The sequence below is a fragment of the Asanoa siamensis genome, from assembly GCF_016862555.1.
In the GTDB taxonomy this organism is placed as follows: Bacteria; Actinomycetota; Actinomycetes; order Mycobacteriales; family Micromonosporaceae; genus Asanoa; species Asanoa siamensis.
Window position 1 is genome coordinate 1 of record NZ_BONE01000110.1, and the last position, 22,691, is coordinate 22,691.

The 22,691-nt window shown below is 70.5% G+C and carries 19 protein-coding genes and 1 pseudogene; 15 read left to right on the forward strand and 5 right to left on the reverse strand.

Annotated elements, in window-relative coordinates:
• Positions 1-802: 802 nt before the first annotated feature.
• From Asi02nite_RS37365 to Asi02nite_RS37380, 4 genes are all read left to right on the forward strand, one after another.
• Positions 803-1,123 (forward strand): hypothetical protein, encoded by a 321-nt coding sequence (locus tag Asi02nite_RS37365; protein WP_203718777.1) that lies wholly within the window; start codon positions 803-805, stop codon positions 1,121-1,123.
• A gap of 71 nt (positions 1,124-1,194) precedes the next feature.
• Positions 1,195-1,653, forward strand: a complete 459-nt coding sequence (locus Asi02nite_RS37370; protein ID WP_203718778.1) for a DUF7144 family membrane protein — start codon at positions 1,195-1,197, stop codon at positions 1,651-1,653.
• Between the two features lie 95 nt (positions 1,654-1,748).
• Entirely contained in the window at positions 1,749-3,716 is a 1,968-nt protein-coding gene (locus Asi02nite_RS37375) for a glycoside hydrolase family 15 protein (protein WP_239127569.1), read from the forward strand.
• Between the two features lie 19 nt (positions 3,717-3,735).
• The gene (locus tag Asi02nite_RS37380; protein ID WP_203718779.1) at positions 3,736-4,599 is read left to right on the forward strand and encodes a nucleoside hydrolase; all 864 of its coding nucleotides are present in this window, start codon (positions 3,736-3,738) and stop codon (positions 4,597-4,599) included.
• A 260-nt stretch (positions 4,600-4,859) separates the two neighbouring features.
• Here Asi02nite_RS37380 and Asi02nite_RS37390 read toward each other — a convergent pair whose 3' ends face one another.
• Both Asi02nite_RS37390 and Asi02nite_RS37395 read right to left on the reverse strand, forming a co-directional pair.
• On the reverse strand, positions 4,860-5,768 hold the full coding sequence (locus Asi02nite_RS37390; RefSeq protein WP_239127571.1) for a ThuA domain-containing protein: 909 nt from the start codon (positions 5,766-5,768) through the stop codon (positions 4,860-4,862).
• Complete coding sequence (locus tag Asi02nite_RS37395; protein WP_203718781.1) at positions 5,765-6,916, reverse strand: endo-1,4-beta-xylanase; 1,152 nt, start codon at positions 6,914-6,916, stop codon at positions 5,765-5,767. The genes Asi02nite_RS37390 and Asi02nite_RS37395 overlap by 4 nt, the downstream gene beginning before the upstream one ends.
• Before the next feature lie 140 nt (positions 6,917-7,056).
• Here Asi02nite_RS37395 and Asi02nite_RS37400 point away from each other — a divergent pair, with 140 nt between their 5' ends.
• Genes Asi02nite_RS37400 through Asi02nite_RS37420 form a run of 5 tightly spaced genes read left to right on the forward strand, consistent with a single transcriptional unit; the run spans position 7,057 to position 12,704 of the window.
• Entirely contained in the window at positions 7,057-8,127 is a 1,071-nt protein-coding gene (locus Asi02nite_RS37400) for a Gfo/Idh/MocA family protein (RefSeq protein WP_203718782.1), read from the forward strand.
• Between the two features lie 22 nt (positions 8,128-8,149).
• Positions 8,150-8,884: a phytanoyl-CoA dioxygenase family protein gene (locus Asi02nite_RS37405; protein ID WP_203718783.1), complete on the forward strand. Its 735-nt coding sequence runs from the start codon at positions 8,150-8,152 to the stop codon at positions 8,882-8,884.
• A complete protein-coding gene (locus tag Asi02nite_RS37410; protein ID WP_203718784.1) occupies positions 8,881-9,726 on the forward strand; it encodes a sugar phosphate isomerase/epimerase family protein in 846 nt (281 codons plus the stop codon). Before Asi02nite_RS37405 ends, Asi02nite_RS37410 begins: the two co-directional genes overlap by 4 nt.
• A 12-nt stretch (positions 9,727-9,738) precedes the next feature.
• Positions 9,739-11,766 carry a hypothetical protein gene (locus Asi02nite_RS37415; protein WP_203718785.1) on the forward strand — a complete coding sequence of 676 codons (2,028 nt, stop codon included), beginning with the start codon at positions 9,739-9,741 and terminating at the stop codon, positions 11,764-11,766.
• On the forward strand, positions 11,763-12,704 hold the full coding sequence (locus Asi02nite_RS37420; RefSeq protein WP_203718786.1) for an alcohol dehydrogenase catalytic domain-containing protein: 942 nt from the start codon (positions 11,763-11,765) through the stop codon (positions 12,702-12,704). The genes Asi02nite_RS37415 and Asi02nite_RS37420 overlap by 4 nt, the downstream gene beginning before the upstream one ends.
• Positions 12,705-12,707: 3 nt before the next feature.
• On the opposite strand, the gene Asi02nite_RS37425 is transcribed toward Asi02nite_RS37420, so the two are convergent.
• Complete coding sequence (locus Asi02nite_RS37425) at positions 12,708-13,739, reverse strand: LacI family DNA-binding transcriptional regulator (RefSeq protein ID WP_203718787.1); 1,032 nt, start codon at positions 13,737-13,739, stop codon at positions 12,708-12,710.
• Between the two features lie 173 nt (positions 13,740-13,912).
• Between Asi02nite_RS37425 and Asi02nite_RS37430 the strand changes: the two genes are divergently transcribed.
• Genes Asi02nite_RS37430 through Asi02nite_RS37440 form a run of 3 tightly spaced genes read left to right on the forward strand, consistent with a single transcriptional unit; the run spans position 13,913 to position 17,093 of the window.
• Positions 13,913-15,226, forward strand: coding sequence for an ABC transporter substrate-binding protein (locus tag Asi02nite_RS37430; RefSeq protein ID WP_203718788.1), 1,314 nt, complete (start codon positions 13,913-13,915; stop codon positions 15,224-15,226).
• Positions 15,223-16,134 (forward strand): carbohydrate ABC transporter permease, encoded by a 912-nt coding sequence (locus Asi02nite_RS37435; protein ID WP_203718789.1) that lies wholly within the window; start codon positions 15,223-15,225, stop codon positions 16,132-16,134. The genes Asi02nite_RS37430 and Asi02nite_RS37435 overlap by 4 nt, the downstream gene beginning before the upstream one ends.
• Positions 16,131-17,093 (forward strand): carbohydrate ABC transporter permease, encoded by a 963-nt coding sequence (locus Asi02nite_RS37440; RefSeq protein ID WP_203718790.1) that lies wholly within the window; start codon positions 16,131-16,133, stop codon positions 17,091-17,093. Before Asi02nite_RS37435 ends, Asi02nite_RS37440 begins: the two co-directional genes overlap by 4 nt.
• Here Asi02nite_RS37440 and Asi02nite_RS37445 read toward each other — a convergent pair.
• Complete coding sequence (locus tag Asi02nite_RS37445; RefSeq protein WP_203718791.1) at positions 17,090-18,262, reverse strand: acyltransferase family protein; 1,173 nt, start codon at positions 18,260-18,262, stop codon at positions 17,090-17,092. The two genes, Asi02nite_RS37440 and Asi02nite_RS37445, sit on opposite strands and share 4 nt — an antisense overlap.
• 32 nt (positions 18,263-18,294) lie before the next feature.
• Positions 18,295-19,050: an SDR family oxidoreductase gene (locus Asi02nite_RS37450; RefSeq protein ID WP_203718792.1), complete on the reverse strand. Its 756-nt coding sequence runs from the start codon at positions 19,048-19,050 to the stop codon at positions 18,295-18,297.
• 76 nt (positions 19,051-19,126) lie between these two features.
• Here Asi02nite_RS37450 and uppS point away from each other — a divergent pair, with 76 nt between their 5' ends.
• From uppS to Asi02nite_RS42070, 3 genes and pseudogenes are all read left to right on the forward strand, one after another.
• Positions 19,127-19,828, forward strand: coding sequence for a polyprenyl diphosphate synthase (uppS, locus tag Asi02nite_RS37455; protein ID WP_239127573.1), 702 nt, complete (start codon positions 19,127-19,129; stop codon positions 19,826-19,828).
• An 82-nt stretch (positions 19,829-19,910) separates the two neighbouring features.
• Positions 19,911-22,025 (forward strand): NAD-dependent DNA ligase LigA, encoded by a 2,115-nt coding sequence (gene ligA / locus Asi02nite_RS37460; RefSeq protein ID WP_239127575.1) that lies wholly within the window; start codon positions 19,911-19,913, stop codon positions 22,023-22,025.
• A 102-nt stretch (positions 22,026-22,127) separates the two neighbouring features.
• Positions 22,128-22,638: pseudogene (locus Asi02nite_RS42070) on the forward strand (hypothetical protein); the annotation flags it as partial.
• Positions 22,639-22,691 lie beyond the last annotated feature (53 nt).

Below are 22,691 nucleotides of genomic sequence, written 5' to 3' on the forward strand. Positions count from 1 at the left end.
ATAAACCCCCAGCCGCCGACGACCGGCACTCGGGGTTTGCCCACCCTTCGCGGGGCAGCCACCGCCACCGCGGGTCGGCGCTCCACCGCCAGGTTGACGCTCCACCGCCAGGTTGACGCTCCACCGCCAGGTTGACGCTCCACCGCGGGGGTCGGCGCTCCATCGCGGGTTTGGCGCTCCACCGCAAGGCCCGCGGCCCGACGCGCCAGCCGTTACCCGCCGAGCGCGGCGGCGTGACCGTGTCCGACTCGGCGGCAGGTAGCGGCCGAGCGTTGTGCCCATCGGCCATCGCGAGCGCCTCCGGCCGTTGCTGCCCGCAGTCCGGCAGGCCGGGGCTCCACTGCTGCCCGTAGCGCGAGCCGCCGCGAACGCGTCGGCGCCCTTGGCTGTCGGTGGAGCGATCGGCCGGGCGGTAGGCGATGACCCCGAGCCATGCCGAACCAGCGCCTGTTTTGGGAACGCTGTCCAGGTGGATCCATCCGCGCCCAGCACACACCGCCTCCGTCACGCGCACGACCCGCCCCCTGACCCGGATCGCCACCGCGGGGTGCAGTTCGGGGACACCGGCGTGTTTGCCGGTTGCGGTCGGGCGTGTCGCGGGGCGGGTGGAGGGGGTTCGGGGAGGCGACGTGTTTTCGCATGTGCCTACATGTCGAAGTGTGTGGGCTCGGGGAGACAGGTCTTCCGGGTCGGTGACACGCCGGGCCCTGACACGCCGGTGCCGGCTTGGGTTTGGTCGCGCGAATGTGGTCCGGCTGCTGCGTCTGGTCTGCGACGGTTGGGGGTGAGGTTGGGAGGTCTCATGCGGATTCCCACACACCGGATGCCGCCGCCCGTGCCGTGGGAGCCGGCGCCGGGGCGGCCGATCCAGCGGCCCCGGGGTGGGCGGCTCGCGCATCGGACCGACGTCGCTGCCGAGCTGCGGTGGGGTGCCGGGTTCGGGACCGTCGACGCGGTGGCGAGGCTGGCTACCGAGCAGGAACTGTTGCGGCATCTCGCCCTCACCGTGACGTTGGACGGTGGCGAGGTGGTGCTGGTCGCGCGGATCAAGGATCCGGCCGACACCGCTGGGCGGGCTCGGCTGGCGGCACTCCTCGCACAGTTGACCGAAAAGCCAGAATAGGAATTTACTTCGCGAAACCGAAACACGTGCCACGATGAGGAAGCTGTACGTCCGAGCATCGGGGGGACACGATGACGCGGGATACGTCGAGCAGGCAGCTCTGGGCGGCGAGCGGTTCGATCTTCGCCGCAGTGGTCCTGCTGATGATGGGGCTCTGGCAGCTCGTGATGGGGATCGTCGCCGTCGTGCGAGGGTCGTTCTTCGTGGTGACGCAGAACTACCTCTACTCGTTCAGCACCACCGGATGGGGCATCCTGCACATCATCCTTGGTGCGCTGGCGGCGCTCGCCGGTCTGGCACTGTTCACCGGGTCGACCTGGGCGCGGGCCGTCGGCATCTTCTTCGCGGTGCTGTCCGCGACCGCGAACTTCTTCTTCATTCCCTACTACCCGTTCTGGTCGCTGCTGGAGATCGCGATGGCGGTGTTCGTGATCTGGGCGCTCGCCGTCTGGAAACCGCGGGGCGAGTCCAGCATGCGGCGCGCGCCGGACGACACCGGCGAGCTGCGCGGCACGGCGCCGATGCGCTGACCGACCACTGTGGATGAGCGGAGGCCCCGGCCGGTGCCGGGGCCTTCTGCCGTGTTCGGGCCTTCCGCCGGTCCTGGGCTGGCTACCGTCGAGATGTGACGACCAACCCGGGCAGCGCCGAGGCCGCCGCGGCGATCTCCGGTGCCGGTGGGCTCGCGGCGGCCAGTGGGGGCGACCCGCGGGCGGCCAGCGGATGGGTGCGGATGAGCCCGGTCCGGTCGCCGTTCCCGCCGATCGAGGACTACGCGTTCCTGTCGAACTGTCACACCGGCGCCCTGGTCGCGCCGGACGGGTCGATCGACTGGCTGTGCGTGCCACGGTTCGACTCCCCCAGCATCTTCGGCAGCATGCTGGACCGTGAGGCCGGGATGTTCCGGCTCGGGCCCTACGGGATCAACCATCCGACGGCCCGCGACTACGAGCCGGGTACGAACGTCCTGATCACCACCTGGCGCACGGTGACCGGCTGGATCCTGGTGCGGGACGCGCTGACGATCGGTCCCGCCAACGGGCCGGACCGGGTCACCCCCCACTCGCGGCCGCCGTACGACGACGACGCGGACCACTTCTTCGTGCGTACCGTCGAGTGTCTCGAGGGGCACGTCGACGTCGAGCTGATCTGTGAGCCCGCGTTCGACTACGGGCGTACGCCGGCGACGTGGACCTTCGTCGACGCGGACCAGCACGTGGCCGACGGGTCGGGCGCTGGCACGACCGTGCGCCTGCGGTCCGACATGGCGATGGGCATCGAGGGCAACCGGATCCGCGGGCGGCGGCGGCTCAAGCGTGGCCAGACGGCGTACTGCGTGCTGTCGTGGGCCGACCAGCTCGCCACCCCGGGCAGCTACGACGAGGCGATGACCTGCATCGGGCACACGACGAGCTACTGGCGGAACTGGCTGGCCGGTGCCCGGATCGCGGACCACCGGTGGCGCGACGCCCTGCAGCGGTCGGCGATCGCGGTCAAGGGTCTGACCTACATGCCGACCGGCGCTACCGTCGCGGCGCTGACCACCTCGCTGCCGGAGACGCCGCGCGGGGAACGGAACTGGGACTACCGGTTCACCTGGATGCGGGACAGCTCGTTCACGATGCAGGCGCTGCACTACCTGAACCTGGACTGGGAAGCCGACGAGTTCATGCAGTTCGTCGCGGACATCGAGCCCAACCACGACGGCACGTTGCAGATCATGTACGGCATCGACGGGCGCCGGGACCTGACCGAGAAGACCCGGGACGACCTTTCCGGGTACGGCGGGGCGCGGCCGGTGCGGGTCGGCAACAACGCCTACAGCCAGCGGCAGAACGACGTCTTCGGTGCCGTGCTCGACTCGGTGCTGCTGCACACCCGGCGCAGCCAGCGCATGCCCCGGCGGCTCTGGCCGATCGTGACCAGCCAGGCCGACTCGGCGGCCAAGGTCTGGCGCAACCCCGACCAAGGAATCTGGGAGGCGCGGGGCGACCCGCAGCACTACGTGTCGTCGAAGCTGATGTGTTGGATCGCGATGGACCGGGCCTCGCGGCTCGCCGAGATCCGCGGGCACCCCGACGCGAAGAAGCGCTGGGCCGATGTGGCGCAGGAGATCCACGACGACATCCTGGCCCACGGGGTACGCACGGACGGCGTGTTGCGCCAGCACTACGACACCGACGCGCTGGACGCGTCCACGCTGCTCGCCGTGCTCTACAACTTCCTGCCACCGAGCGACGAGCGGATGCGCAACACGGTCGAGGCGATCGCCAAGGACCTGACCGAGGACGGCTTCGTGCTGCGCTACCGGACCAACGAGACCGACGACGGGCTCTCCGGGAAGGAGGGCTCGTTCCTGATCTGCTCGTTCTGGCTCGTGTCGGCGCTCACGTCGGTCGGCGAGGTGGAGCGGGCGGTCCAGCTCATGGAGCGGCTGCTGAAGGTCGGCTCACCGCTCGGGCTGTACGCGGAGGAGTTCGAGGTCAAGACCGGGCGGCACCTCGGCAACTTCCCGCAGGCGTTCTCCCATCTCGCCCTGATCCAGGCGGCGTCGCGGATCGTGCTCGCCGAGCGCTTGGCCGAGGTCGCCTGACCCTGGGATGATCAAGGGTATGGCCGAGCGCGTACTCCTGGACACCGACATCGGCAACGACATCGACGACGCCGTGTGCCTCGCCTATCTGCTGGCGCAACCCGAGTGCGACCTGCTCGGCATCACCACGGTGACCGCCGCGCCCGTCGACCGGGCGTCGCTGGCGAGCGTGCTGTGCCGGGTCGCGGACCGGTCCGTGCCGATCCTGCCCGGAGCCGGAGTCCCGCTGGTGGGACCGCCCGTGCAGAAGCCGCCGCCGCAGGCCGCCGCGCTCGCCCGGTGGCCGCACGACGAGGTGTTCCCGGTCGGGGAGGCGGTGGAGTTCATGCGCCGCACGATCCGCGCCCATCCGGGTGAGGTCACGCTGCTCGCCATCGGGCCGCTCACCAACGTGGCCCTGCTGTTCGCGGTCGACCCGGTGATCCCGTCGCTGCTGCGGCGGCTGGTGTTGATGGGCGGCGCGTTCGCGGGTGACCATGGTCCGGAGTGGAACATCCACAACGACCCATACGCCGCGGCCCGCGTCTACGCCGGCTCCGCCCGCGTGCACCGGTCCGTGGGTCTCGACGTCACCACCCAGGTGCGGATGGACGCGCCGGAGTTCCTGTCCCGGTGCGACCATCCGCTGTTGCGGCCGGTCGCCGACATGGCCGCCTCCTGGTTCGCCGAGCGGCCGGAGGTCACCTTCCACGACCCGCTGGCGGCGGCCGCGATCTTCGCGCCGGAGCTGTGCGGCTTCGCCCGGGGTGAGGTCAGCGTGGACACCGCCGACGGCGGCACCTCCTGGCGTGCGGCGATCGACGGGCCGCACGAGGTCGCCGACACCGTCGACCCGCAAGCATTCATCGGACACTTCTTCGCGACGGTTAACGGTGCCGCGTAACGGGTAAAATCAACGACGCCGGCGTCTTCCCCCTCGGCCGGTCAGGCACAGTGGTGACATCGAAGGGGAAGAGTGTGTGGCAGATTCTCTTTAGCGCCAGGGTCGACGCGACGCCGAGCACCAGCACGCTGTGGGCGGTCCGCCTCGACTGGCCGGCCGGCGACCACGAGTTCGGTTGCCCGCGCGACGACGAGGCCTCTGCCCGGCGCGAGCTCGACCGGGTGCGGTCGTTCTGGTCCCGCGGGCCGATGCGCCCCCGGCTACGGCTGGTACGGATCAGCAGGCACGACTTCGACCTGCACGCGACAGCCCGCCGGGGGTGCAAGGCGCCTGACTGTCCCTAGGGGTGTCTCGCGGATCAGGGTGGTGCCCCGGCGAGGTCCAGGCGGCGTCCGGGCGTGCGCGGAGGTGGGTCGGATACCGGTGTTGTATCCGGCCCGCCTTCGCGTGCGGTCGGTCGTCGTCTGGGCCCGGCGGGGTGCCGCCATGATCCGCGAGACACCCCTAACGAGCGGCCCAGAGGAGGCCGCGTTCGGTGAGGGTGCGGACGTCGGGGTGGTCCAGGTCGTCGAGTTTGTGGCCCACGGTGGAGATGAAGATCTTTCCTTGGCCCCATTGGCGGGTGTAGACCGGGGGACCTCGACGTCCGCGCGCCAGGCGGTGTTGGCGGTTGCGCGGAAGCGGGTCGTCGCCAGTACGTCGCTCAGGCCGTCGGTGAGCAGCCAGTATTGCTCTGTGTGCAGTGCCCATTTCGCCGAGAGGCCGGCCACGATCGGGTGGTCGGCGCGCTCGGGCACGATCTCGACCTCGTAGTCGACGAAGTCGTCGGGGTGTTCGGCGAACTGGCCGCCGGTCATCTGCAGGTAGCGGGTCGAGGACCGGAACGCGTCGACCACGCCGCCGTGCCAGCCGGCGAAGCCCGTGCCGGAGCGGACGGCGCCGATCAGGCCGTCGATCTGGGCGTCGGTCGCGGTGCCCATCGTCCAGCATTGCAGGATCAGGTCGAGGCCGGCCAGCGCGGACGGGTCGGCGTACACGTCGAGGGTGTCGCTGATGTCGACGTGGAAGCCGTTGTCGCGCAGGAACGGCACGAACCGGTCGGTCGCTTCGACCGGTACGTGCCCGTCCCAGCCGCCCCGGACGACCAGCGCCCGGCGGTTTTCAGTCATTCCGGAATGCTCCACAGTAGAGGGCGAGAGGGTGCGCCGGCGAGCTGGTTGGCGATCGCCGTGCGGGCCGGCTTCGGTGCCAGCTCGTCATCGTAGGCGAGCGGCCGGCGGGGTGCGCCGTCCTCTCGCGGGTAGTCCTCCTCGAGCCAGGTGTAGCGGTCGGAGAGGCCGAACGCCATGACCGCCCGGACGTCGCGGCAGGAGAGGGCCACGTCGAGGTAGCGCCGGTAGACGTCGCGGACCCCGGCGTCGCGCGCGGCGGCGTCGGCCGGCAGGCCGTCGTCGGTCACGTCGAGTTCGGTGATCAGGATTTCCAGGCCCCGGTCGGCCACCTCGCCGAGCCAGCGGGTGTACGCGCGGGCATCGAACCGGTCCGCGAACTGGTCGGCCAGCAGGTGTGCCTGCACGCCGAGCGCGTGCACCGGAGCGCCCCGCCGCAGCAGGTCGTCGATCACCCGGAGGGTCGCGCGCCGGCGGGGCTCGGCCTCGTCGCCCCACTCGTTGACGGTCTCGAAACCGAACTCGTTGATGACCAGCAGCGCCCGGGGGTCGGCGGCGTGCGCGACGTGGAACGCCTCCTCGACGTAGCCCTTGCCGAGCGGCTCCCACCACGGCACGTCGGTGCGGTAGCCGCGCTCGCCCTCGGGGCTGGTGACCTCGTTGGCGACGCTCCACGCCTCGACCCGGCCGCGGTAGCGCCGGACCACGGCGTCGGCGGTGCCGAACAGCACGGCGCGGGCCTGCTGCTCGGACATGCCCCAGAGGTCGTCCTCGGTCCAGCCCTCGCCGAAACCCTCGTCCCAGACGAGGTGGGCACCGAAGACGCGCATGTCGTTGGCCTCGGCGAAGCCGATGATCTGGTCGGCGTAGGTGAAGTCGAGGTCGGCGTCGGGCGTCGGCTTCAGCCGGTACCAGAGCAGGTCGTCCTCGGTGAAGAGCAGCTTGGCCTGGCGGGCGAAGAGCGCCGCGTAGTCGGGGTCGGAGATCTGCCAGGTCGCGGTCGACGACCCGAACACGATGCCGCGCCGCTTGGCGACCTTCCAGAGCGGCGTGGGGGCGCTCGCGATCGCCGGTGCGGCGCCGAGGCTGCCGACGGCGACGCCGGCGGCGCCCATCAGGAGAGTCCTGCGAGACAGATTGTGGCGCACGATGGTGCCTCCTCGGGGTGGGAGTGCAAAACGTTTTGCCAATGTGCTGCTGCGCACTTTACGACCGTTGACGATCGCCTCACAAGACCCATAGGCTGCGGCCACCGATTGGCAAAACGTTTTGCATCAGGGGGTACCTGTTGAGTCGGCTATCCATGGGCGTCATCGGCCTCGGCGAGGTGGCGCAGGTCGTACACCTGCCGGTCCTCCGCTCCCTGCCCGAATTGTTCGAGGTCACCGCCGTCTGCGACATCTCGCCCGGCCTCGTCGACCGGATCGGCGGCCAGTACGGCGTGGCCAACCGGTACGGCGACGTCACCGAGATGCTCGACCGCGAGCGCCTGGACTGCGTGCTCGTGCTGAACAGCGACGAGTACCACGCCGAGGCCGTCATCGCGGCGCTCGACCGCGGCGTACACGTGCTCGTCGAGAAACCCATGTGCCTCAGCCCGCGCGAGGCCGAGCGAATCATCGCGGCCCGGGACCGGTCGGGCGCGGTCGTGATGGTCGGCTACATGCGCCGGTTCGCGCCGGCGTTCGTCGAGGCGACCGAGCAGGTCAAGAACCTCGGCCGGATCAACTACGCGCGGGTGCACGACGTGATCGGGCGCAACCAGCTCATCATCGACCAGACGGTCTTCGTCGACCGGCCGGACGACATCCCGCGGGCGAAGCTGGAAGAGCGGTGGGCCAAGGGCCGCGCCCTGGTCGCCGACGCGCTCGGCGACGTGCCCGACGTGCTCGCCGGCACGTACCGCCTGCTCTGTGGTCTGGGCAGTCACGACCTGTCGGCGATGCGCGAGCTGCTCGGCCGGCCGCGCGGCGTGCTGGCGGCCCGGCAGTGGCGTAACGGGCAGTTCATCGCGGCGCTGCTGGAGTACGACGACTACGTCCTGACCTACGAGACCGGCGTCGACGAGCAACTGCGCTTCGACGCGCACATCGAGGTGTACGGCGACCTCGCGACGATGCGGGTGCAGTACGACACGCCGTACGTGCGGCACCTCCCGACCCTGCTGGTGACCGAGGAGAGCCGCGGCGACGGGCTGCACCGGACGGTCAGCCGCCCCCACCTCAAGGACCCCTACACCCACGAGCTCGAGTACTTCCACACCATCGTCACGACCGGCGGCCAGCCGAAGACCGGCCCGGAGGACTTCGTCGAGGACCTCGACCTGTTCGCCGAGCTGATCCGCGTGATGGCCGCCTGACCCGCAACCGGAGGTGCACACCGTGCTGGACCGACAAGACGTGGCCTTCTTCCGCGAGAACGGCTACTACCTCAACCGCTCGCAACTGTTCTCCCCCGAGAAGCTGGACACCCTCGAGGGCATCTTCGACGAACACCTCGCGGAGAAGGGCGAGAAGCTCTCCGACGAGCTGGACACCCCGCACTTCCGCGACCCGCGGCTGCTCGACTTCCTGCTCTCGGACGAGGTGCTCGACCTCGTGGAGCCGTTGGTGGGCCCGGACATCGCGCTCTGGACGAGCCACTTCATCTCCAAGGACCCCAAGGTCGGCCGGGCCACGCCGTGGCACGAGGACAGCGCGTATTGGAAGGGCCGGCTCTCGGAGTACGACCGGATCGTCACGGTCTGGCTCGCGCTGGGCCCGAGCAACCAGCAGAACGGCTGCATGCGGGTCATCCCCGGCACGCACCACAACGGGTTCTCCGACTACGTGCCGACGGACAAGACCGTGCAGACGTTCCACGCCGAGATCCCGGACGTCGACGAGGACAAGGCCATCTACTTCGAGCTGGAGCGCGGCCAGTGCTCGCTCCACGATGGACGGATCATCCACGGTGCCAAGCCCAACACCAGTGACATCAGGCGTACGGGCTACACGATGCGCTACTTCCCCGCCTCGGTGAAGGTGCTGGACGTGCCGGACAACGCGGGCTGGCAGATCTGGCTGGCCCGCGGCAAGGACAGCGCGGGCAACACCTACCAGCCGGACCCTCGGTGAAGCTCGGGTTTCTGACCGCGTGCCTGCCCGGCGAGCCCCTCGACGGGATCGCCGGGTGGGCCGCCGGCCAGAGTTTCGCCGCGCTCGAGGTGTCGGCCGACCACCACCTCGCCGAGGTCGGCCCGCTCAGGCTGCCCGTCTCGGCGATCGGCTACTACCAGAACCTGCTGCACCACGACGTCGCCGAGCGGGACCGGATCCACGACATGCTGCGCCGGTGCGTCGACGCGGCCGCGGAGCTGGGCTGTCCGCTGGTCGGCACGTTCATCGGGCGCGACATCACCCGGACCGTCGCCGAGAACCTGCGGCTCGCCGAGGACGTGCTGCCGCCGCTGGTGGCGTACGCGAAGGATCGGGGTGTGGTCTTCGTGGTGGAGAACTGCCCCATGGAGGGCTGGCACCCGGACGGCTACCCGGCCAACCTGGCCTACTCCCCCGAGCTGTGGCGGTGGATGGCGGGGCTCGGCTTCTTCCTCAACTTCGACCCGTCGCACCTGGTCTGGCTCGGCATCGACCCGGTCGTGGCGCTGCGCGAGCACCTGGACCTGGTCAAGCACGTGCAGGCGAAGGACGTCGAGATCGATCCGGGCGCGCGCAACAGGTTCGGCGTCTTCGGGCAGCTCGTCGACAAGCCCTCGCCATGGGTCAGCGGCTGGTGGCGCTACCGGGTGCCCGGCCTGGGCGAGGTCGACTGGCGGCGGCTGATCGACGTGCTCTACGAGGGCGGCTACGACGGCGTCGTCTCGATCGAGCACGAGGACCCGGTCTGGTCGGGTACGCCGGAACGGGTCCGTCAGGGGCTCGTGCTGGCCCAGCGCACACTGGCACCCCTGATGGTCTAAGGAGACAGCGGCATGCAACGTGGCGTGTACTTCGACGCCTGGTTCCCCCGGCAGCACTGTTACCACCCGAGCCTGCCACCGCGCCGGCTGCGGATGCTCGACGACCTGGCCGACTACCGCGCCACGACGCTGGTCTGGGCGTCGCTGGGCGGCGGCTCGATCTCCCTGCCCTACCTGGAGCAGGAGGCGTTCGGCCCGGTCGACGCGCGCTCGCGGTTCTACGGCTTCGTCAACGACAGCGAGTTCATCGCGGCCGCCCAGGCCCGGGGCATCAAGGTTTTCGGCATCGTCTTCGAGGCGCAGGGCTGGGAGTTCCCGGTCGAGCTGTCCGAGGGCGAGGACGAGGTGCTGGCCATCAACGAGTTGCGCGGCGTGGGCACGCGCGGCTGGATGGGACTGCGGGAGTTCGGCCAGAACCGGTACCCGAAGCTGTGGAAGCCGGTCGAGTCCTATTTCCCGGACGGGCTCGTGAACAGCCTCGGCGAGCCGGTGACCGACATCATCGAGGAGTGCTGCGCCCGCGACATCCACCAGACGGCACTGCACGCCCGCTGGGTCGAGTGCCCGGACCGCGAGCACCAGTGCTTCTACATGGACCGCAACAACCCGGTCTGGCGCGCGTACCTCAAGGCCGTGATCAAGATCCAGATCGACGCCGGGGTCGACGGAGTGCAGCTCGACGAGACGGAGCTGCCGCTCGGGTCCCTGCAGTACGGCGGGTGCTTCTGCCGGGACTGCATGGCCGGGTTCCGCGATCATCTGGCGGCGCTGCCGGTGCCGCCGGCCGGGATCGACCTCACGACGTTCCATTATGGCCAGTGGCTGCTCGAGCAGGGCTTCGACTTCAAGAGCCGGCTCGACGAGACGCCGTTGTACGCGGAGTACTACCGCTACCAGCTGGGCGCGATCCGGGCGCACTTCGGCGAGCTGGCGACCTACGCCCGCGAGTACGGCCGCTCGGTGGGCCGGGACGTGCTGGTCTCCGGCAACTTCTTCAACATGGACCCGCAGTACCTCGGCCTCGTCGACGACGTCGACCTGATCGTCACCGAGATGCGCAACACCACGCACCGGCAGCCCGAGTGGTTCCGCTATGTGGCCGGGTTCGCCGGCGACAAGGACGTGATCGTCGTCGAGAACCCGTACGGCGGCGTGGTCCCCGCCCTCGTGGCTTCCCTCGAGGAGGGCCGCGGCTACGACCTGTTCCGGCTCTCGCTGTTCGAGGCGGCCGCGTTCGGGGTCAACATGTCCGTGCCGTACGGGTCGTGGATGGGCGCGACGATCGAGGACGCCTTCTACGCCCCGCACGAGGTGGCCGCGGACGCGCAGGCCTTCCTGGCCGAGCACGAGCGGTTCTTCGCGAAGCGCTCGGTCAACGAGGTGGCCGTCGTCTACAGCGTCGAGAGCAACCGCGAGCTGATCGCCAAGGCCGACGTCAGCGACAACCTGGTCAACGCCCGCGACGACAGCGTCGTGGTGCCCTACCGGCAGGTTACGGAGGCGCTGGCGGGCGCGGCGGTCCCGTTCGACGTGGTGATCTTCCCGGACGACCGGACGGCGCCGGACCGGGTCACGGCCGCGACGTTGAGCCGCTACGGGACCGTGGTGCTGCCCCACTGCACCTACCTCACGGGGGCCCAGGAGGCCGCGCTGGCCGCCTATGCCGCCGGGGGCGGGCGCGTGGTGCGGGTCGACACGTTCACCGGGCTGGAGTCGGTGCTGCCCGGCGGACGGCAGGTCACGCTGGAGGGCGGTGCGGACCTCGCGGAGGTCGCGGTCAACACGGCCGCCCTCGACGGCGGTGCCGTGGCGGTCCACCTGGTCAACTACGGCTACGACGCCGAGGCCGACCGGGTGCGGCGGACCGGTGCGGCGACGCTGTCGGTGCGGCTCCCGGGCGACCTGGCCACGGCGACGGCGACCGCGACGGCGTACGAGTCGGACGGCACCGTCACGGCGCTGGACGTCGACGTGGTGGACGGGTTCCGCCGGGTGGCACTGGACGGGCTCGGCCTCTACACGATCGTGGTGTTCGCGTGAGGCGCGCGGTGCTGGCCGGCCCGGGCCGGTTCGAGATCGAGGACGTGCCCCTCCCCGTGGCCGCGCCGGACGAGGTGCTGGTGCGGGTGGCGGCCAGCGGCGTCTGCTCGTCGGAGTTGGCCGGCTTCGCGGGCGACGCGGGCGACTATCCGCGGCACATCGGCCACGAGGTGAGCGGTACCGTGGCCGAGGTGGGTGCGCAGGTCACGGCCTTCGCGCCCGGCGACCCGGTCGGCTGCTGGGTGACCTCGCACGGCTTCGCGGACTACGTCGCCGTCAAGGCCGCCTACTGCTTCCCCGCCGGCGGGGTGCCGTCGGACGAGGCGCTGGCCGAACCGCTCGCCTGCGCGGTCAACGCGGTCGAGGAGACCGACGTGCGGCTCGGCGACGACGTGGTGCTGATCGGCGCCGGCTTCATGGGCAACCTGGTGCAGTCGCTGGTCGCGTTGCGCGGGCCGCGGCACCTGATCGTGGCCGACACGCGGCCGGACGCCCTCGCGCGGGCCACGGCGCTGGGCGCGACCCGGGTCGTCGACGTGCGGTCGGAGTCGCTGGCCGACGTCGTGGCGGCGGAGACCGGCGGGCGCGGCGCGGACATCACGTTCGAGGCGACCGGGTCCCAGGCGGCGCTCGACGTGGTCGGCGAGACGACCCGGATGAGCGGCAAGGTGGTGCTGGTCGGCTTCCACCAGGGCGCGGCCCGCCGGATCAACCTGGCGCACTGGAACTGGATGGCGTTCGGCATCGTCAACGCCCACTACCGGGACGTCGACACCATCATGCGCGGGATGTCGGTGGGGATGCGGCTGCTGACGGCGGGCCGGCTGTCGCTGGCTCCGCTCGTCTCGCACCGCTTCCCGCTGGAGCGGATCGGAGAGGCGTTCGAGACCGCGCGGGCGAAGCCGGAGGGCTTCGTCAAGGCGGTGGTGACGATGTGAGGCTCACGCGGACTGCCGGACCACCAGCAGGCAGGGCAGCACGACGGTGCGCCCGTCGCCGGCGTAGCCGCCGTTGACCCGGCTCAGCAGGAGCTCGCCGGCCGCGTACCCGGTCTCGTAGGCGGGGTTGCGGACGGTCGTCAGTGGAGGGTTGACGATGGTCGCGGCGTCGACGTCGTCGAAGCCGACGATCGACACGTCGGCGGGCACGCCCAGGCCGAGCTCGTGGGCGGCGTCGATGGCACCGATCGCGCTCAGGTCGTTGGCGCAGAACACCGCGTCGGGCCGGCTCGGCAGGGCCATCAGCGCGTGCATCGCCTTGCGGCCGCCCGGTCGGGTCCAGTCGCCGCGGATCAGCAGGTCCGGGTCGACGGGGATCCCGCTCTCCGCCAGCGCCTGCCGATAGCCCGTCTCGCGGCCGAAACCCGACGCGTGCGGGCCCTCGATCATGGCGATCCGGCGGCGGCCCCGTTCGACCAGGTGGCGCACGGCGGCGTGCGAGCCGAACTGGTCGTCCGGGGCGACGAGGTCGACGTGCGGGTCGTTGTCGGGGTCACCGCCGATGCGGACCGCGGGCACGCCCAGGCCGCCGGGCCCGACGCCGCCGGTGACCTCGCCGGAGGCCATCACGACACCGTCCACGCCACGGTCGACGACGTCGGCCAGGAAGGAGTTCTCGCGGTCGGGGTTGCCGTCGGTGTTGCAGACGTAGGTGCCGTAGCCGGAGCCGTCCACGGCGTCGGCCAGGCCGCGCGTCAGCACGGCGTAGAACGGGTTGGTGATGTCGGGGACGACGACGGCGACCATCTTGGACTGCCGGGTCCGCAGGCTCCGGGCCACGTTGTTGGGCCGGTAGCCGAGTTGGCGGATCGCGTCCCGGACGGTCTCCTGGGTCGACTCGGCCACCCACCGCTTGCCGGAGAGCACATGGGACACCGTGGTGGGGCTGACGCCGGCGAGCTTGGCCACCTGCACCAGCGTCACCCGGCCATCCTCGGGCGCGCGCGGCGGCTCGCCTGTTGCCGGCTCCGACATGGCATCAGACGGTAGCAAAGCGGTTTCCCTCCGAGAGGCCCGACGATCGGTTCGTTTGGCCGGATCTCTTGACAACGACTGATCCGACGATGACCCTAGCCACCAGTATGCCAAACGATTTGCATGCGGGTTACGCCTGTGATTCGTCGATAAAGACTTAGGGAGCTGATCCGATGACGCATCGCCTGTCCCGTAGGTCCCTGGCAACGGTGGTGGCGACGACGACCGCGGCGCTCGCGCTGGCCGCGTGCTCGACCGGCGGAGGCTCGTCGACCGACAAGGGCGCCGGCGAGGGCCCCGTGCCGGAACCCACGTCCCCCGTGACCATCTCCTTCGCCTCCTGGGTCGGCGAGCAGCCCGACATGAAGGCGCTGATCCAGAAGTTCGAGAGCGCGCACCCCAACATCAAGGTCGAGCTGCAGAACGTACCGTCCGAGGAGGCCAACGAGAAGCTGACGGCCCAGGTGGCCGGCGGCAATCCCCCGGACGTCGCCTACATCGACGCCAGCACCACCGCCCAGTTCGCGGCCCGCAAGGCGCTGGTGAACCTGGACAACTACATCTCGCGCAGTGACGTCGTGAAGGCCGACGCGTACGTGCCGGCGTTCAAGACCTTCGTGACGCACGAGGACAGCATGTACGGCCTGCCGTTCGACGGTGAGTCGACCGCGCTGTTCTACCGCACCGACATGTTCCAGGCGGCCGGGATCACCGCCCCGCCGACCACCTGGCCGGAGTTCGAGGACGCCGCCCGGAAGCTGACGAACCCGGCCAAGCGCACGTACGGCCAGCCGCTGTTCGCACCGGAGGCGGCGTACTACTGGTACCCCTGGCTCTGGCAGGCCGGCGGCAAGCTGCTCTCCGACGACGAGAAGCAGGTGCTGTTCAACTCGCCGGAGGCGAAGCAGGCCGCCGAGTTCTACGTGAAGCTGGCGCAGTACGCGCCGAAGGACTACCTGAATTCCAACTCGTACGACGGCCGCCAGGCGTTCGCCAACGGGCAGGTCGGCATGTACGTGGCCGGTTCCTGGTTCGCCGGCACGCTCGGCGAGGAGTTCCCCGACATCAAGGACAAGTGGGCGGTGGCGCCGTTGCCGAAGGGCAGCGCGGGTTGCGGCACGACGATCGCGGGTGACGCGCTGGTGCTCTTCAGCCAGGGCAAGAACACCGACGCGGCGTGGAAGTTCGCCGAGTTCCTCAGCCAGCCGGACAACGTCGCCCAGTGGACCTACAAGTCCAAGGACGGCACGACGTTGCCTCCGATGACCAGCCTGCTCGAATCCCCCGACCTGGTGGCCACGAAGCCGGTGCTGAAGGGCTTCGCGGAGGCCATGCCGTGCGGCGTGAGCCAGGTCGTCGCGAACCCGGACTGGCCGAAGATCGAGGAAGCGATCAACGAGGAGCTGGGCAAGGCCATCTACGGCGAGCAGACCGCGGCGCAGGCGCTCGACAACGCCGCCGCCGAAGCCGAGAAGATCATCAGGTGACGGGGCGGGGGCGGGGCGCCCGGCGCGGCGTCCTGAAAACGATGTGGCGGGAGCGGTCCGCGTACGGGTTCCTCGCCCCCGGCCTGATCCTGTTCTCGGTCTTCACGGTCTTCGCGCTGCTCTTCGCGTTCTACCTGACGTTCCGCGAGTGGAACATCCTGGAGCCCGAGAAGCCGTTCGTCGGGCTGCAGAACTACCGGGACATGGTCGGCGACGAGGACTTCCGGCGCTCGATCATCAACACGGCCTACTTCACGGGCGCCTCCGTACCACTGGGCATGGTCGTGGGTCTGGGTGTGGCCCTGCTGCTCAACCAGCCGATCCGCGGCCGGGGCCTGCTGCGCACCCTCTATTTCCTGCCGAACGTCACGCCGTTCGTGGTCGCGGCGATCGTCTGGAAGTGGCTCTACAACGGCGATTTCGGGCTGTTCAACTACTACCTGCTGAAGACGCATCTCATCACCGAGCCGCTGGTCTGGCTCTCCGACAAGAACCTCGCGATGCCCGCCGTCGTGCTGATGAGCGTCTGGTCGAGCGTCGGCTTCTCGATGGTGGTCTATCTGGCGGCGCTGCAGTCGATCCCGAACGACCTCTACGAGGCGGCCCGGATCGACGGTGCCGGCGCCTGGGCCCGGCTGCGCCACGTCACCCTGCCGATGCTCCGGCCGTCCACATTGTTCCTGATGGTGATGGGCATCATCGGCTCGTTCCAGGTGTTCACCCAGATCTACATCATGACGAGCGGCGGTCCGCTCAACCGCACGACCACGATGGTCTATTACATCTACGAGGCCGCCTTCAAGTTCTACGAGATGGGGTACGCGAGCACGCTGGCGTACGCGCTGTTCCTGATGCTGTTGGTGTTCACCGCGCTCCAGCTGCGCCTCTACCGGAGGGCTGACATGTGACGGCCGTTATCGACCGCCCCGCCGCGACCGCGCCGGCCGTCCCGACGCCGCCCCGCGGCCCGGTCTGGCGGCGCCGCCTCTGGCTCGGCTTCTGCTATCTGGTGCTGGTGCCGGGCGCGATCCTGTTCGTGGCACCGTTCGCGTGGCTGATCTCGGCCTCGTTCCAGCACGCCGGCGACATCTTCTCGTGGCCACCACAGTGGATTCCGTCGAATCCGACGCTCGACGGCTACAAGGGCTTCTTCGGGATCGGGCAGGCGGGCGACATCGCACAGGGCAGCGAGGGCGCCTGGCGCTGGTTCCTCAACAGCGCGTTCGTGGCGGGCTCCGTGACGACGCTGCAGCTCTTCTTCAACTCCCTCGCCGCGTACACGTTCGCGAAGCGCCGCTTCCCGGGCCGCAACATCATCTTCATGGTCTTCCTGGCGACGATGATGGTGCCGCCTCAGGTCACCCTGATCCCGAACTATCTCGTGCTCAAGCACGTGCCGTTCTTCGGCGGCAACGACGTCATGGGCCAGGGCGGGCACGGCTTCCTCGACTCGTACTGGGGGCTGATCCTGCCCGGCGCGGTCAGCGCGTTCGGCATCTTCCTGCTGCGGCAGTACATGCTGGCGATCCCCGACGAGCTGCTGGACGCCGCCCGGATCGACGGCGCGGGCGAGTTCAAGGTGTTCTGGAAAGTGGTGCTGCCCCTGTGCGGGCCGGCGCTGGCAGCCACGGCCATCTTCACGTTCACGTACGCCTGGGAGGACTTCCTCTGGCCGCTGATCGTGGTGTCCAGTTCGGACCACTACACAGCGCCGCTGGGCCTCGCGCTGTTCGTCGTGAAGAACCGCACGTCGTGGAACCTGCTGATGGCCGGCTCGGTGGTGGCCACGCTGCCGATGGTGGTGATGTTCCTGATCTTCCAGCGCCGATTCATCCAGGGCATCTCGATGACGGGCCTGAAGGGCTAGGCCTGCGGCCGCATCCCGAAGAGGTAGCGGGTCAGGCGGGTGCGGCGGACCAGGAACTCGTAGGCGGCGAGCATCAGCGCGAACGACGGGACGACGATCGCCAGGTATTTGACCAGGATGGGCGCGTCCCAGCGCACGACGCCGTAGGCGACCGCGACGACGATCGGCTGGTGCAGGACGTAGAGCGGCAGGGCGGCGACCGCGAGGTAACGGTAGGCGCGCCCGACGCGGCCCGGTGCCGCCCTGTCGCCGGCGGGCCTGCGCGCGTTGCGGCGGTCGAGCAGGCCGAGGATCGCCACCACCGCGCACCAACCGGCGAAGCCGAACAGCGCGCGGGCCGTGATGGCGTGGGCCGTCATGGCGGTGAACGGCTCGTCGCCGGCCGTCAGCAGGACCGGGCCGGTCACGGCGAACACGACGACGGCCGCGATCGCCGCCAGCACGCCGTCGCGGCGCATCGCCAGCCGGAACCGCTCGTCGGACGCCAGCAGCACGCCGCTGAGGAAGAAGAGCAGGTAGGCCCAGCGGCTCCAGCCGGCGAACGCCTCCTCCATGCCGACGAACGCGCAGATGGCCGAGGTGACCAGCGCGGGCAGCAGCACCACACCGCGCCGCTCGACGGCTCGGCCCAGGATCTCTTTGACACGCGTGGCTCGGCCCGCCGCGCGCGCGGCCAGCGCCAGCAGCAGCGACCAGGTCAGCAGCAGGACGACGAACCAGAGGTGGCCGGTCTCGAACTGGTCGCCGCCCAGCAGGAACGGGAAGTCCGGCAGGTCGAGGTGGACCGCGTAGAAGCTCGGCAGGAACTCGAGGTAGCTCTCGGCGTAGCCCGGGTCCTCGCTCTTGAGCCGCAGCCACACCGGCACCGGGAGGAACGTCAGGATCGCGAACAGCAGCGGGACGCCGAGGCGTTGGAGGCGCTCGCGGGCGAAGCCGCCCGGGCCGCGCCGGGCCATCGAGTGCCAGGAGCCGAAGCCCGCGATGAGGAACAGCGCGGGCATCGCCCACAGCACCGCGAAGCCGGCGAGCACGGTGGTGACGCTGGTGGTCTCCGGGTTCTTGACGTAGAAGTCGTCGCTCTCGTCGAACACCAGGGCCGAGTGGAAGAAGACCAGGCCGACCACCACGAGGGTACGGATGGCGTCGAGTTCGGGGCGCCTCTCCGTCACGCGTACAGGATGGCAGTTGGATCGTGCGCGCGTCAGCCCTTGACGGCCTCGTACTCGAGCCAGGTCTCGAAGTTCATGGGTGTGACCCGGGCGTCGTCGCCGGGCAGCAGCACCTCGCCCGCCATCTCCACGTTGAACGGTTGGTCGCGCCAACTCGCGATCAGCCGGACCGCGTCGCCCCGGACGGCCAGCGTGCGGCGGGCCATGTCGACAAGGTCGTGGTTGTCGGGGCCGGCCACCTCGATCGTCCGGCCCAGCGGCTCGCCGACCGCGACCTCGACGAGGACCGCGGCCACGTCGGGCACGGCACACGGCCGCATCAGCAACGGCGGGATCACCGCGGTGCCGTCGACCCGGGTCCAGCCGACGACCTGCGCCGCGAAGTCGTAGAACTGGGTCGCGGCGACGATGCTCCACGGGATCGCGCCGTCCTGCACCATGGCCTCCTGCACCCGCTTGCCGGCGTAGTGGGCGTTGCCCTCGACCCGGTCGATGCCGACGATCGAGAGGACCACGTGGTGGCCGACGCCGGCGCGCTGCTCGGCGGCGAGCAGGTTCTCGGTCGACGCCGCGAAGAACCGCTCGGCCTCGGCCGGTTCGCGCACTTCCGTGCTGAGCGAGTCGATCACCGCCCCGACCCCGTCGAGCGCTTCGTCCAGGCCGGCGCCGGTGGTGACGTCGACGCCCGTCGTACGGGACACCGGGACCGGGTCGTGCCCCTGCGCCCTCAGCGCGTCCACCGTGTGTCGCCCGACCAGACCGGTGCCCCCGATGACTGCCACTCGCATTCCTCGTACCCCCTTCTCCGTTGTTGATTTTCCTCCGCCTCGCCGCGAAATCCGGCGGTTCGTGGTTTGATCGGGCATGATCATGTTCCCGCGGGCGCTCCTGGAGCGGGCCTACGCGCGGCGGCTGCGTCGCGCGCTGACCTCGGTGCCGCGGCACGTCGCGATCGTCACGGACGGCAACCCCGGGCACGTGTCGAAGGTGCTGACGTGGTGTGGCGAGGTGGGCATCTCGTGTGTGACGGTCTACGCGGCCGCGGTGTCCGAGCCGCGCGGGGCCGAGGTTGATCATCTAACTTTGTTGATCTCGGAGGTCTGCCGGACGCGGCCCGGCCAGCCGTCGAGCCGGTGGCGGCTGCGGGTGGCGGGGCGGGTCGACGTGCTGCCGGACGCGACGCGGACGGCGCTGAAGGAGGCCGAGGAGGCGACCCGGGGGCGGCCGTGGACCTTGACGGTGGCGATCGGGTACGACGGGCGGGCCGAGGTGGTCGAGGCGGTGCGGCGGCAGTTGAGCGAGGCGGCGGCGCTGGGCGAGACGCCGTCGACGCTGGCGGCGCGGTTCGACCCCGCGGACATCGACGTGCATTTGTGGGTCAGCGGTCTGCCCGACACCGACCTGGTCATCCGGACGAGTGGTGAGCGGCGGATGTCCGGTTTTCTGCTGTGGCAGTCGGCGTTCTCGGAGCTGTACTTCTGTGACGTCTACTGGCCGGGCTTTCGCAAGATCGATTTCTTGCGGGCCTTGCGGGCGTACGCGGGTCGGATGGCCGCTGTCGACTGAGCTCGGCCCGCCGGGGCGCGGATTTGTCGTACCCGCCCGCTAGGGTCGTGGTGTTCGTCCGTTGCTGCTCATGGGGGCCCAGATGTCCACCACCGTCGATCCCGCGCACGCCGCGGCCTTCGACTCGCGCGCCGACTACACGGCGGCGGTCGAGCGGGTCCGCGCGGCGGCCCGTGACTACTACTCAGGTTCCACGCTGGCGATGGACGACGCCACCTATGACGCGCTGATCGCGCGGATCGCCGCGACCGAGGCCGCGAGTCCGGAGTGGACGGTGGCGGAGTCGCCGACGGAGACGGTCGGCGCCGGTGGCGGGGTGGTCGGCGACGTGCCGCACACCACCCCGATGCTCAGCCTCGACAACGTCTTCGACGCCGACGGCCTGCACAAGTGGGCCGCGCGCCTCGACCGCACGATCGGCCGGCCGGCCGCCGGCTACACGGTCGAGCCCAAGATCGACGGCCTGGCCATCTCCGCCCGTTACGTCGACGGCGCGCTGACCCAGGTGATCACCCGGGGTGACGGCCGGGCCGGCGAAGACGTCACGGGTCAGGCCCGCCGCGCGGTCGGCCTGCCGCACCGGCTCGGCGAGCCGGTCACGCTCGAGGTCCGCGGCGAGGTCTTCATGACCGAGGCTGACTTCGCGCTGGCCAACGAGCTCCGCACGGGCCACGGCGAGCCGCCGTTCGCCCACCCGCGCAGCGCCGCGGCCGGCACGCTGCGCGCGGTCGACCGGGCCTACGCGGCGCCGTTGTCGTTCTTCGCCTACGCGGTGCACGGCCTCGACCCGGCGGCGCACCTGTCCCACGCGGGCGCGATGGCCTACGTCGCCGCGCTGGGCGTGGCCACCACGGGCGGCTCCGGCGCCGGCATGCCGCACTGCGCGACGATCGACGAGGTGGTCGCCGCGATCGACGACCTCAACGACCGGCGCCTGACGCTCGGCTTCGGCGTCGACGGCGCGGTGGTCAAGGCCGACAGCGCCGCCGACCGCGACGACGCGGGCTCGTCGAGCCGGGCGCCGCGCTGGGGCATCGCCTACAAGTTCCCGGCCGACACCCGCACGACGACGCTGCTGCGCATCGAGGTCCAGGTCGGCCGCACCGGCGTGATCACCCCGGTCGCGGTCCTCGAGCCGGTCCAGATCAGCGGTGTGACGGTCACCTCGGCGACGCTGCACAACTTCGACGACCTGGTGCGGCGCAACGTCCGCGCGGGTGACACGGTCTTCGTCCGCCGCGCCGGCGACGTGATCCCGGAGGTGACGGGCGCCAAGCTCGACGAACGCCCCGACGGCTCGGAGCCCTTCACCCCACCCACCACCTGCCCGCGCTGCGACGGCGAGATCGACCGCTCCCAGAAGCGTTGGCGCTGCACCCGCGGCCGGGCCTGCGGCGCGCACGAGTCGCTGGCCTACTACACGGGCCGCACCTCGATGGACATCGAGGGCCTGGGCGACAAGATCATCGACCTGCTGGTCCGCGCGGGCCTGGTGACGGACCCGGCCGACCTCTACGACCTCGACGTCGCGACGCTCAAGCCCTTGGACCGCATGGGCGACGTCTCCGCGGGCAAGCTGGTCGCCAACATCCAGGCGTCGAAGACCCAGCCGTTCTCCCGGGTCCTCACGGGCCTGGGCCTGCGGATGACGGGCCGCTCGATGTCCCGCCGGCTGGCCCGCCACTTCACCACCATGGACGCCCTGCTCGCGGCAACGGTCGACGACCTACAGGCGGTCGAGGGCGTGGGCCCGGAACGGGCCTTGACGATCGCGGCCGAACTGGTCGAGCTACGCCCGATCATCGACAAGCTCACGACCCGCGGCGTCAACATGACGGAGCCGACGGACCCAACCGCAGCCGCGGCGGCCGATGCCGACGCCGCGCCCGCTCCCCTGGCGAGGCCCGACGGCACCCCGATGACGGTGGTGGTCACGGGCGCGGTCCCGGGCCTGACCCGCGACGAGGGCAACGAGGCGGTGGAACGCCTGGGCGGCAAGTCCTCGGGCTCGGTCTCGAAACGCACGGACCTGGTCGTGGTCGGCGAGGGCGCGGGCTCGAAGGCGACCAAGGCGGAAGACCTGGGCATCCCCATCATGCCGGCGGAACGCTTCGCCGATTTGCTGGCGGCCCACACCGAGGGCGACACGGCTCGGGTGGCGGCGCTGCTCGAGGAGTCGCTACCGATGCCGGCCTGACGGCCGGCCACCCTTCGCCACGGCAAGCGGCCGCAACGCGGGGCGCGCGGTCAGAGCGCGATGACGCACGCCCGAAGCGCCGCCGCGCCCGGGACCGTCTGCTTCGCCCTCGAACGGTTCGTCAACGAGGTCAACGGCGTCTGGCAGGAGGTCGTCGTCAGCGACGGCAGCCGGCTCATCCTCGAGCACGGCCTGGAGGTGCGGCGCGGCGACGACCCGGCCCGGGGCGATGACGTCGTCGCTGCGGGTGGTGCCGCTCTCGACGACCACCGAGGTCGGCTGCCGGCGGCGGCTCATCCGGCCGCCCAGCGGGCAGACGCGCATCGAATCCATCGACGTCTACCTGCTGCTGACCTCGATGGACGAGGACGCCCCGACGCGCAGGAGCACCACGCGCCCCGGCACGACGCGCTGCGGTACCGCGGCGACCGGCGGAGCGGTGGCGATCCGCGATCCGCGACCCGCGACCCGCGATCCGCGATCCGCGATCGGCGATCGGCGATCGGCGATTCGATAGACGCTCGACGGCGGTGGCGGCCGGATGGCGCGGCTCGAGGAGTGCGCGCGTCTCGTGGCCAGCCTGGTCGGCGGCCTCTCCCATAAGAGGTCCTAACGCAATGGGGTGAATGTTCGCGGTCGGCCGTCATGGTTGCCGTGGTGGCCGGT